Origin of the sequence: Streptomyces sp. NPDC053431, assembly GCF_044544925.1 — a bacterium.
In the GTDB taxonomy this organism is placed as follows: domain Bacteria; phylum Actinomycetota; class Actinomycetes; order Streptomycetales; family Streptomycetaceae; genus Streptomyces.
This window is the reverse complement of sequence record NZ_JBITXX010000045.1, coordinates 1-11,479: the sequence shown is the minus strand read 5'-3', so window position 1 is coordinate 11,479 and position 11,479 is coordinate 1. Positions and strand designations below refer to the sequence as shown.

Here is an 11,479-nt window from a genome sequence, read left to right as displayed (position 1 = left end):
AGCAGCCTCGGCTACCGCAGTCCCGCCGAATACGAGGCCGTCCTCGCGGCCTGACCACCACACCGATGGTGTCCGCCAAAGCGGAACAAGCTCAGCTGAGCAGGCTGCAGGCCGGCGAGCAGTTCGCCTATGTCTTCGACATGGGTGATGACTGGGCGCACCTCTGCACGGTGGGCGAGCGGCGTATCGATCCCTTCGACGAGTTCGGTGAGACCCCCGACCGCCCCGTTCCCTACTGGGGGTGGGGCAGCCTCCCGGATCAATACGCGCGTCGCTGGGACGGGGACGATGGGGAGTCGCCGATGCCAAAGCGGCCAGCCGGCGGACTCAGCGACCTGCCGCCGATCCTGCCGTGGTGGGGCGGACACCGCCGAGGATGACCTCACGCTGCTTACACGAAGTGGCCGCCCATGGGGAATTGAAGTGGCGGTGGTGGGGAGCCGACGTGGCCGCGAGTGGGGAAATCTAACTGGCCGCTGACACTCTCGTTACGTGGCGGTGGTGTGGGGGGTGCCGGGGTTGGCTGGTGGCGGGTGGAGGAGTTGGCGGGTGTGTCGGGTGCTGAGGCCGAGGCGGCGGAGGCATGTGGGGTGGCCAAGGCCGAGGTGGTGGGTGAAGAAGGCCAGTTCGTGCCGCAGCACAGAGGGGTCACAGTGCTGGGGGCGTCCGGGTATGCGGGTGCCGCTGGGGAGGGTGTCGGGGTCGTCGATGCTGTGTTCGTCCCAGGCCAGGGGAGGGTCCCAGGCTTTCGCCGCGGCACGTCGACGGGCCTGGGCGCGGAGGGGCCCGGCCGGTGGGCCAGGCGGTCCCAGGCGGTGAGGATCGCGCTGCGGACCGCGGGCGTGCTGGTGCCGGTTCTCGCGAAATCGGTGAGTGATTTCGCCGTGGTGGCGCCGGCCTGGGCGATGGCGGGCAGGGTCCAGCCGGCGGCGCACAGGCCGCGCAGGCGCCGCAGGAGACCGATCTCCGTGACATGACTGCGGCGCGGGAAGGCCGGCGGGGGCAGTTCGCGCACGGCCAGAACCCGCCGGGCGACATTCGTATTGATCCCGCGCCGCGCGTCACGCTCGTGGTCGATCAGCGCGGAGGCGAGGGTGCTGGCGTTGACCCTGGCAACCTGGGCGATGAAAGCCGTACTGGCCCGGTCGTAACGCACCTGCAGGTCCCGGATGTGGGCGGCGACGTGCGCCGCGTCGATGGTGTCGCCGCGGCGCGTGGCGTGTTCGGGCAGGGGGGTGCGGGTGCCGAGGGCGAGCAGCCGGTCTGCGGCGGCGCGCGGCGGGGCCGGCCGGCGTCCACGTCGTGGAGGGCGGCCGCGAGCGTGGTCAGCGATATGCCGGCCGCGCGGGCCAGCGCGGCTTGCGACAGGTGGGGGTGGGCGGCCAGGAGTGCGCGTACGTGGCGCAGAGCGGGGGCGGCGTCGGTGGAGCGCCCGCCGTAGCCACGGTCACGGTGCGGCAGATCGTCCAGCGCGACGGCCAGCAGACGGACGGCTGTGGCGCGGCTGACCGTGCGAGCCGCATCCGGGCGACGCTGGGCGTCGGACAGCAGCGATTTGAGGGTGGAAGGGGCGATGCCGGCTTTTCGGGCGATGGCGGCTGCCGGCAGGCCGGGACGCTGGGCGATCAGATGCTGGACGTGGTCGGTCACGGGGCGGGCGTCCACCCGGTCGGTGCGCATGGGGAATTGGCCTGGGGCGTGAGGCGGCATGGCGGCAGGAGGGATTGTAGAAGACCGCGGCAGTCCGGCCCATTGATTCCTGTCCGGCCGTGTGCGATGCGCCGGCTTTCCGGCAGGGACGCGCTCACGCTGGAACAGGCCGGTGAGGCGCTCGGCAGGGCGAGCTCCGCGGGATGACTGGTCGGTGGCCGGGGGGCCTCTGGACCTGGTGGTTGAAGGGGAGCTTCCACTCGCCAGGTCCCGGGCTTGTGCCGTAACCGGCACCGCAGCAGTGAAACCCTGGGGTGTCGAGGCCCGGATTTTACTGTGCTACCTCGTGCCAGGACTGTAGCGGGTGAAAGGGGTATATCGGGGCGTGCCGCGCCACAGACCCTATAGCTGTCAACGGTGTATGACGCTCCCGTGTCGCGTCTCCTGCTCTGCCCGCTGACAATGGAAACGCAGCGGAGAGGCGCCCTCCTCAGGGACCAGGACCAGCTGAGGAGGCAGCCCCGGTGGTCCCTTCGCGGAGTGTCCCGCCGCGAAGGGACCACCGGTGTATCCGGGAAGCCGCGCCGGATACACCGGTGGGAACGCGTGATCCGCCGGATCTGCGTCGGCCATGGCCGGCATCACCGGGAGGGGCTGATGGTCGCCCGGCGCTTGGCAGTTCCCGGAGCATGTTGATCACCAACTATCACCATTCGGTGCGGGTCGTTAGCCTGCTGGTATGTCAGAGCGTGTCATCCAAGGCCACAGGGGCGGCCTGATCTTGCTGGGCGCTGCGGACGCTTTGTGGGCTGACCTGACGGGCGCGAGTGCTGTGCCGACGGTTGCCGCGGTGTTTACCTGTTCTCCTGCTCGGGGGTATGTCCTGCTCGGGGGCCGCGTGGTGGCGACGGTGAAGGCGGACGGCGGCCGGTGGGGTGTGCCGGAGACTGAGGTGCGCCGGGCGGCTGCGGAACTGAACGCGGTGGAGATGGACCGCCGGGATTTGGTGCGTATCGGTCCGTTCCGTGGCGCGCTGAAGCGGGAGCGCGTGGAGGGGACGCTGCTGGGGTGGCGTGAGCGTATTGCCGGGGAACTGCGGGAGCCCGGAGGCCCTGACCGGGCGTCACGACGCGAAGGCGGCCGGCTGCTCCACCTGGCGGGGATCGACTGGCGCCGGATGCTCGTCGAGCAGACTCAGGGGCGCGAGGCGCGGTCATGGTGGCTGCCGCGTGGTGTGGTCCGGCTGCTGGACGCGGCCGAGCATGCCGAGCGGCAGTGGCTGCAAGGCGTGCGGCAGCCAAGCGAGGCCGTCACCGCCGACGGCGGGCAGGTGACGAGCCCTGACCGCCCGATTGCGACGCTGCGAGCGTACGACGGGGAGCTGAAAGGCCAGCTGTACACGGCAGTTAGCAGGAAGCCGGGCATCTCCGGCAAGGTGGCCGGATGGATCTGCGCAGTCTGCCGCACGGCACCTGCCACGGTCCTCGACCACTGCCACGAACACGGCTACGTCCGCGCCCCGGTCTGCCACTCCTGCAACACCCTGGAACGCCCCGACCACCTCTACCGCAACGACATCCGCGTGGCCGGCCGCTACACCCGCCTCTTCGACACCCACGCCACCGACTGGCTCCGCCACTGGCACCGCTGCCCCGGCTGCCGCGCCCGCACCACCCTGCCCCTGCCCCACCTCGCCGCATGGACCGCCCATATAGCCTGCCGCTCCCTGCGCCCGACCCACCGCCCTCGCGGATCGCGCGGGCGCACCCCCTGCGGCGTGCTGCGCGTGTCCTGGACAGGCAGCCACAACACGCCCCGCTCCTGCCTGCTCACCATCACCGTCGACTGCTGCCCCTCCGGCGAGCACCGTCTTCTGGCCCGAGTCCCCTACCGCGAAGCCGTCCTGCGGTTCCGCACCTGGCTGGCCGAGACCGCACCTGCCGTGGCTGCCGCGGCCGGACCCGACCGCCTGGACGACCTGCCCATCCAGTCCCGGCCGGTCATCGCCGACACCAGCGGTGAAGGCCTGGCACTTTTCTGAATGACCGTTAGGTGACTTGGGATCAAGACCAGAGCGGACTCGTCCGGCTGGGGTGACAGCTCACGATCCTAGCCCCGGTCATGGTGAGTAGTGATCACTTATGGAAGGAGGTCGATGTCCGTGATCGAATGGTGTTGTAAGGGCGGCAGGCCACACCCCCGTATGCCGCTGTGGGCTGCCTCGTGACAGCAGAGGCAGCCCATATCCCTCGCTACCAATAGTGGTGAGGCGGCCTGCGCTGCTCCGTCGGCGCTCATGTATTCACCCAGGTGACGCTCCTGGCTGGCTGCAGCAGGAGCGCAGAGCGGGCGCCGCTTGGCAGGGATGGCCGTCCGCGGTGGGTGCGTGGCATCTTGAAGACCACACGGCCGTGCTGTGACGGTTGCGGCTCCCGTAGCTCAGTGGATAGAGCGGACGCCTTCTAAGCGTCTGGCCGCAGGTTCGAATCCTGCCGAGAGCACGGCGCTCAGGGTTCTTCCTGCTCGGTAGTCGTGGGCAGTTGGCGGCTCAGCCTGGAGGCATGGGCGTCGGTTCCTGAGGTGCTTGACCGGGGAGATCATCACGTTCGGTGTCGGTGAGGGACCCGGCTGCTGCGCATTCTCCGCATGCCGCTGCGCGGGGCTGGCGAAGTGCGGTGAGGGCTTGTTCCCGGTCGAGTGTCTGTGTGCTGGGTGTGCAGCCGATGACGTGGATGAGGGTGGCGCCTGGGTGGCCGGGGCGGTGGGGCAGGTGTTGGAGGGTCCAGGCCGGCTGGCCTTCGCGTAGCGGCGTCCTGCTTGTCCGGGAGGCACGGAGGGTGGGTACGTGCTCGTAGGAGATGCCGGGGACAGGGCGCGCGTGTGCCGGGCTGACCCAGACGCGGTGCTCGGCTGCTTCCACATCGTCACCAGCGGCGTCCTGCCATATGAGGAACCCCACCTGGTATCGCCAGCCGTCCTTCACCTGACGCCGGGCATGAAGCCGCGCCCTGATTTCCTGACCGCCCGGCAGCGTGACCATGATCGGCGTCCCCGTTTGAGCGTCTCGCTCCTCGGTCACTCTTCACCTCCTGTCCTGGCTGCAGCATTGGTGTGCTGTCATCATGCCGCGTCTTGATCGTCTGCCGCGCGCATGATGTGCCTGCTGCTGTGCGCGTGCCCACGGCGTGCGGACGACCGAGTCGTGGCCATGGCGTGCGCGCGGTGGTGGCGGTGTCGGCGCTGCCCCTTACGCCCAGCGCATCGCGATGACGGACCACTGCTCGATCCGCTCCGGGGACAGCGCCACCGCCCGGCTGCGCTGGTTGGTGATCCATGCCCCGAGCTGGAGAACGCTCTCGTGCCGGGAGAACGCCTTGTTTCACTTGTTTGTGGTGGTGATGTTGAGTATGGGCTGCTCAGGGCTTTTGTGTTCTTGGTGGGTTTTCTGGAGTGGTTCGCTAAATCTTACGATCTTCTGTCGGGTACGCGGTGATTCCTATGGCTTTCGCCGGGTTGTTCCTTCCTCGTGTGGAGGCGGCGTGTCCGGCCGTCAGGTGATGTCAGCGACGGTGGGCTTCAGCCTGGTCCGGCCACAGGGCAGCTGGCTGGTCGATGGCACTGGCTGCGGTATCGCGATCACCGTCGTCTTGTCGACCGTACGGGGTACTGGCTCAGCGGCCGTGCGTGCCGTGCGTGAGCGCAGGGCGCGGTGTGGACGGTACGGGAGGCCAACAGGTCTGTCGTCGTGTGGGTCACTTCGTTATATCGCTTGCTTCTACCGCTGGGGAACCTGATGCTGCCTCATCTCTTCTATGCCGATGCCGTTCATGGCGCTCTTGTCGATGCTGGCCTTGCCCCGGACACGCTTACCGCGAGTGCTTCGGGTAGCGGCGTCCGGCGTGAGCTGATTGCCGTCTTCTCCTGGGCCGATATGACGCTGCGCTGGTCGTCGGAGATTGGCTGGCGGCACGATGCTCCGCACTGTGGCGGTCCCCTTCCCGTCGATCAGTTCGCTGCCCCGGCTGCGGTGGCCAGCACGGTGGCACTTTTGGCCAGCGGTCACCCGCCGGCCGCGCGCCGCGAACGGTGGGCCGCGGCTCGCTCTCTTGCTGTCGCCATCGGCGACTGGGAGCAGAGACCCTCCTCATGTTTGCCTCTGCCGGCTCGGTCGCGCCGATATAGGGGGCCGGTGATTCCCGGGATGGGTTTTGTCCTCCGGAGTCTGCGGCGAGGCGAGCCTGATCTGTGCGGCTGAGGGCTGTCCCGTGACTCGGCGCAGGGGCTGGCTTCATGGATCTCTAGGAACAGCGTTTGTCGGCCGGTTCCGGAGGCGGTTCGTGATCACCGGCTTCACGAATGTCGAGGAGAAATGACGGCACTGACGGGGGCGCCGCCGAGCTGGGCCGGAGGTTGCCGATATCGACCAGCGGCTTCAGAGGTGCTCAATCGCTACTGGTTGGCGGGAGATCGTTGTGTCTGGCTCCAGATGCGGTGGGAGTCCGGTGCGGGGTATGCGGTGTCGGTGGAGGTGGCGTCCCAGAGGCGTGTGGTGCGAAGGCGGGTGTCGAAGGATGGCCAGCCAGGGTTGCCGGTGGCGGCGAAGGAGGTCCATGCGGTGCGGATCTGATGGGACAGGGGGGTGCCCCTATGTCTTTGGTCAAGGTGGTCGGGTGGCAGTGTGGCTGTCATGAGTGATGACGTGCCTGTTCGAGAGTCGGCCGGCGAAAGCATGCGGCCGTGCGACTTTTGCGGTCATCCGGTCGTGTTGGACTCGGTCGACGAGCGGGCCTGTCCCGTGTGCGGCGAGGCCGCTGAGGCTGGCCGGGTTCGTAGAAGGTCCCGTCGCGGAGCATGGCGAAGAGGACATCGGCCTTGCGTCGGGCGAGGCAGAGCAGGGCCTGGGTGTGGTGCTTGCCCTGGGCGATCTTCTTGTCGTAGTAGGCCCGGGATGCGGGGTCACCCAGGGCGGCGAACGCGGAGAGGAAGAAGGCCCGTTTGAGCTGCTTGTTTCCCCTCCGGGACGGTTGTTCGCCTCGGATTGAGGAACCCGAGCTCCGGGTCGCGGGTGCGAGTCCGGCGTAGGCGGCGAGGTGGCCGGCGGTGGGGAAGGTGCTGCCGTCGCCGACCTCGATCAGGATTCTGGCTCCGGTCCTGGCGCCGATTCCCGGCATGGACGTCAGGACCTTCGAAAGAGGGTGGGCCTCCAGGAGTTCCTCGATCCGCCCGGCCAGCAGCTTGCGTTGGTCAAGGACGGCGGCCAGGGATCCGGCCAGGCTCGGGACGATCAGTGCGGCCGCCTCGGTGCCCGGAACCGTGACGGTCTGCTCGTCCAGCGCGGTGAAGATGTCCTCGACCAGCCGCTCGGCCATCCGCGGGGCCTTCGGCCGCAGCAGGGTGGCCAGGCGCCGTCGGCCAGCCTTGCGTATCTGGGCCGCGACCTGAACCGTTCGAGCAGCGTGAGGACGGCCGGGTGCTGCAACCGCGGTCCCAGGACCCGTTCCAGAGACGGATGGATCTGGGTCAGCAGGCCGTGGAGCCGGTTGGCCACCCGGGTGGCCTCGCCGGCCAGGTCGTCGTCGAACCCGACGTTCATCTCCAGTTCGGCGATCGTCTCGTCCTCGCCGTCGATGGCCCGCAGCGTGTGCGGCATCGCGCGGGCCGCGTCCGCGATGATGAACGCGTCCTTCGCGTCGGTCTTCGCCTCGCCGGGGTAGAGGTCGGCGATCCGCCGCATCGTCAGCCCGGGCAGGTAGGCGACCGGGCAGCCCATGTCTCTCGCGACGGCCAGCGGCAGGGCGCCGATCGAAGCCGGCTGGTTGACCACGACCAGCACCGTTCCGTGCTTGGCCTTCAGTTTCGCGAACAGCTCGCGGAGCTTGGGTTCGGTGTTGGGCAGGCGCTTGTCGAACGCCTTCTTTCCGGCCGGGGTGACGGCGGTGGCGTGGTGTTCGCCCTTGCCGACGTCCAGGCCGAGGAAGACGTCGATGTCGCCGGTGTCGATCACGTGCAGGCCCCTCCGCTCACGTTCTCGTCCGGCCTTGCCTGGGCACCGAGCTGCCACATCCACGTTACGGAGAGCTCTTCCGGCTCGGGTGAAGCCGGTGCTCAAGCCCCTCATCAGCGGTCCGTCGATGCCTCCGGGCCCGGTAACACCACTGAGCTTGTTCCGCTTTGGCGGACACCATCGGTGTGGTGGTCAGGCCGCGAGGACGGCCTCGTATTCGGCGGGACTGCGGTAGCCGAGGCTGCTGTGGAGACGGTGCAAGTTGTACCAGCTCTCGATCCACTCGAAGATCGCGGTGCGGGCGAGAGCCCTGCTGGGCCAGGGATGTGCGTCGCCCAGCTCGTTCTTCAGGGTGGAGAAGAACGATTCCGCGAGGGCGTTGTCCCAGCACTGTCCGGTGCGGCCGACCGACAGACGAATGCTGAACTTGTCTGCGAGGGTGGCGAGTTCACGGCTGGTGTATTGGCAGCCGCGGTCGGAGTGGAAGATCACCGGACCGCGCCGATGGTCGCTGTCTGCTCAGTGGACAAGGATGAGGTCCTGGAGCAGCTCGACCACCGGCCCGGACCCAGCCCACAGCGCGAGCTGGATCGGATTGGTGATCGCCCGTGGACTTGTCAGCGACCATGAACCCAATAGCCGGATTCGTCGCGCGTGGAGGGCTTACCCGTGTCCGCCCCTCAGCGCATCAACTTCCATCTGCGCCCCACCCGCCTGAACAGACGCCCACCCTGATCTGATCAGCCCGGCTCGGCGTCGCCGGTCGCTGCCCGGGCCAGGCGGTAGCGAACCTTCTCGTGCGACATGCCTACAACGGCACCGATCCGCCGCAGTCACCACCCCTCGTCGGCCGCGTCCGCCATTCCCTGGTCCAACGCCGTATCGGTCACCTCATCCAGCGCGGCCCGCAGCTGGATGACCAGGCGGTGTGCAAGCGAACACCCGCGCTGCGCGCGGGTGTTGCGGGCTTTACCCGCCCGGTGCTGCTCCGTCGCTGCCCTCCCGGAGCGGGGTGGTTCTGGGTTTGGTCACTCGAGGCGGTAGGGCCGGCGAGTCAGGCACGCCCCGAACTGAATCATCCTACGACGGCTCCCCCAACCGTGGACAAACACCCCCCTCCCGCGAGCAGTTTCAAAGTCGACAAAAGGCGAACAGGTCAGCGGATGCGTGCCCTAACCGAAAGCCACTAGACCCACATAGCACTCCACAGGAGAAGGGTAAGCAGGAATTGCTCATGTCGCGTATGCCGTCCCCGAAGGGCAAGTCACGAGACTATTAGCAGAAACCCAGAAGAGGTATCACTTACTCTGCACAGGCCAGAATCAACCAGCTTGACTGGCTAAAGCGTTAGAGTCGGCGCAAGTTCAGACGTCTCAGTTGGATAGAGAGTGGAGAAACGTGAAGCGAAAAATCTCGCTTATTTTGGCGGCGGCGGCTGCGTTGGGCGGCCTGGCGGTGACCCCTTCAGTGTCACACGCGGCAGAGAATAGCGTAACCGTAATTAAGACGCCTTCTGTCGGCGGTTGCTATTATGTCGAATTTCAGGCTGTAGCCTACGCCTCGGATCCTACCGTGGCACAGGATGCGGCGAGGGCGGCACTGCATGCGCGTCGCAGCATGCACTTTGCGGTCGCTAGTGAGACTTGGAAACACATGGTAAGTAGCTCTGCTGGGTTTGCCACAGACATGTCGGAGTCACCCTGGAGTTACCAGGATGTACACGATTGGGAACCTGGAGATCCCAAATGGCAGTCTAAGCCGCAGGAGTACTGGCTAGTTTGCGCGTGACTTCCCCTTGTTCTGTAGCATTGGACAAGTAGGGGTCGCGACTGGAGCCCCACGCTGAAGAAGTGACATCAATCGTCGCGGCGTGGGGCTCTGATGGTTAGATGTAGAGGAACTTAATGCGTGAAGCCGTCCCTGTCCCCGGCCCGCACCCGATTCTTCAGTAACATGCAGGTCCATTGCTCGCATCGTGTGTGCATTGAGTAGGATTTCTTCGGTGGCGTGATCATCGGTCTGGCCGGATCGGCGGGGGATGGGGTGCCATATCGGGATTCCGCTTCCCGCCAGAGATCTCGCACTGAGTGTTCTGGTCACTGCTTCAACCTTAGTCTGCGTGATGTCGAGACTGATGCTCGACCGCGGCATTGAAGTCACCTACGAGACAGTTCACCAGTGGACGCGCCGGTCCGGCCCCGTGGTCAACTGTCGACCAGGACAGCACCGTGCCACGATGTCCTGCTGCAGAATGGCCCTGATCCGCTGGCGGGCAGAGAACGACAAGGACCCGGTGACATACCTGAGAGCCTCCCAGAGCCAATATGGAGACATATTCCATATCGACGACGGAGTCATTTTTATCGGTCACCCCAGCTTGATTGGTCGGGTACTGGCCCGAACCAACAAAGACAGCGTTCCCGATGCTGACCCGCTCGTTGGCGGCCGTTGCCCCGATCAAGAGCAGAGACAGCAATGGATGGAGGCGCGTCGCATCGCAACCCCCGTTTTCCGCCCGGCAGCGCTGAATGAACAAACGCCAAAGATTGAGGACCGCCTGTCAGGTTCGCTTCAATATCTATCCAAGGGTGGGGGCTGGTTTTCTCCAGCAGAGGACGCCTGGAGGATTTCCCTGAGACTCATACTCGGACTCTACCTCCCCCGGGAGGATACAGGCATTGAGCGCGCAATCTTCGCAGCATTCGAGGGGAAGCCAACCGGGGCGGTCAGCCGGATACCTGGATGGTTTCCGAACCGGAGACGAGTGCGGGCACAGCAATCGAGACAGCAGATAGCCGAGGAAGTTGACCGGCTGCTGGAACGGACTCCGCGTGAGCCAGGACAAGGGGTGTCGGTCCTCGAACAAATTCTGGGTGGCCCAGAACTGCCGCCCCGCAAGGTTGCACATAACGCTCTCGGGATTGCACCATTGAGGGCTATGGGTGCTCTCGGCGGCGCCTGGTGCTGGCTCTTCTACTGGCTGGCAGCCCAGCCCCAGGTTGTGGAACTCATCCGCTCCGAGGCAGCCAGTGCGCAGAATAACTGCACATCAGACGCCCTCCCTTACACTTTTGCATTCATCAAAGAGATCCTGCGAACTCGCCCCCCGGCGTGGCTTGTCGGGCGAGACTGCATATCAAACTTCGAGCTGGGCGGGTACCACGTCGAGAAGGGCTCGACAATCGTCTACAGCCCCTACCTGGTTCACCATGACGAACGCTGGTGGGAGAATCCAGCAACCTTTACCCCGTCACGGTGGGAGGGGGACAGTCGGCCAGAACAAAAGTATGCATACTTACCATTCGGAGGGGGCCCTCGAGGATGCCTTGGAGTAAACCCTGCACTCACCATCCTCGCTGCGACTGCCGTGGAACTAGCTACAAAATACCGGCTCGAAGCGTCCGATCCCGACACGGTCATAAATCACTTCGGCTCCACACTCCTGCCCCACGGGCTCAGATGCCGCATAACTCCTACACTGTAGACCTTCAAAATTCGGGCGCAGGCAGGCCGGCAGACTGACGGTATGAGGGCCAGGAAGACCCCGAGGTATCCCCGTCGTCAACCTCGATCCTCAGTAGCTCGTTTGAATGCCTCGGCTGGGGCTTCACCACCCTCATGTCCGACGCCCTGGTCCGCATGCCGACCACCTTCACCGCCGAAGCACACGCCCGAACCGGCGGCCGCACCTGGCTCTACGACTTCGCCTGGCAAGGCCCGCCGACTTCGCCCCCCCGTTACCTAATGGGACCTGAAGCCGACGGATCGCTACCCGTTACCCGGTCCTGTGAGACCTCGAAAAAGAGCGCGGCCGCCGGCTTCACC

Annotated in this window: 6 protein-coding genes, 1 tRNA gene and 2 pseudogenes; 6 read left to right on the top strand and 3 right to left on the bottom strand. The window is 66.2% G+C overall.

All coding sequences use genetic code 11. From position 1 onward, the window contains the following. From ACIGXE_RS36940 to ACIGXE_RS36925, 4 genes and pseudogenes are all read left to right on the top strand, one after another. Nucleotides 1–380 (top strand): annotated as a pseudogene (locus ACIGXE_RS36940) (hypothetical protein); the annotation flags it as partial. A 1,018-nt stretch (nucleotides 381–1,398) separates the two neighbouring features. After that, nucleotides 1,399–1,857 (top strand): hypothetical protein, encoded by a 459-nt coding sequence (locus ACIGXE_RS36935; RefSeq protein ID WP_399754520.1) that lies wholly within the window; start codon nucleotides 1,399–1,401, stop codon nucleotides 1,855–1,857. 532 nt (nucleotides 1,858–2,389) lie between these two features. Then, complete coding sequence (locus ACIGXE_RS36930) at nucleotides 2,390–3,691, top strand: endonuclease domain-containing protein (RefSeq protein WP_399754519.1); 1,302 nt, start codon at nucleotides 2,390–2,392, stop codon at nucleotides 3,689–3,691. 387 nt (nucleotides 3,692–4,078) lie between these two features. Further along, nucleotides 4,079–4,151 (top strand) — tRNA-Arg (locus ACIGXE_RS36925). 47 nt (nucleotides 4,152–4,198) lie between these two features. Here the strand turns inward: ACIGXE_RS36925 and ACIGXE_RS36920 are convergent. The 3 genes and pseudogenes from ACIGXE_RS36920 to ACIGXE_RS36910 all read right to left on the bottom strand — a co-directional run bounded on the left by ACIGXE_RS36920 (nucleotide 4,199) and on the right by ACIGXE_RS36910 (nucleotide 8,146). Beyond that, nucleotides 4,199–4,690, bottom strand: coding sequence for a DUF6233 domain-containing protein (locus ACIGXE_RS36920; protein ID WP_399754521.1), 492 nt, complete (start codon nucleotides 4,688–4,690; stop codon nucleotides 4,199–4,201). A 1,774-nt stretch (nucleotides 4,691–6,464) separates the two neighbouring features. After that, a pseudogene (locus tag ACIGXE_RS36915) lies at nucleotides 6,465–7,654 on the bottom strand (IS110 family transposase); the annotation flags it as partial. A gap of 192 nt (nucleotides 7,655–7,846) precedes the next feature. Continuing rightward, the gene (locus tag ACIGXE_RS36910) at nucleotides 7,847–8,146 is read right to left on the bottom strand and encodes an integrase core domain-containing protein (protein ID WP_399754517.1); all 300 of its coding nucleotides are present in this window, start codon (nucleotides 8,144–8,146) and stop codon (nucleotides 7,847–7,849) included. Nucleotides 8,147–9,905: 1,759 nt separating this feature from the next. On the opposite strand from ACIGXE_RS36910, the gene ACIGXE_RS36905 reads away from it, so the two are divergent. Both ACIGXE_RS36905 and ACIGXE_RS36900 read left to right on the top strand, forming a co-directional pair. Beyond that, nucleotides 9,906–11,138: a cytochrome P450 gene (locus ACIGXE_RS36905; protein WP_399754514.1), complete on the top strand. Its 1,233-nt coding sequence runs from the start codon at nucleotides 9,906–9,908 to the stop codon at nucleotides 11,136–11,138. Between the two features lie 134 nt (nucleotides 11,139–11,272). Further along, nucleotides 11,273–11,479: hypothetical protein (locus ACIGXE_RS36900; RefSeq protein ID WP_399754511.1), on the top strand; the 207-nt coding region annotated here is incomplete at its 3' end.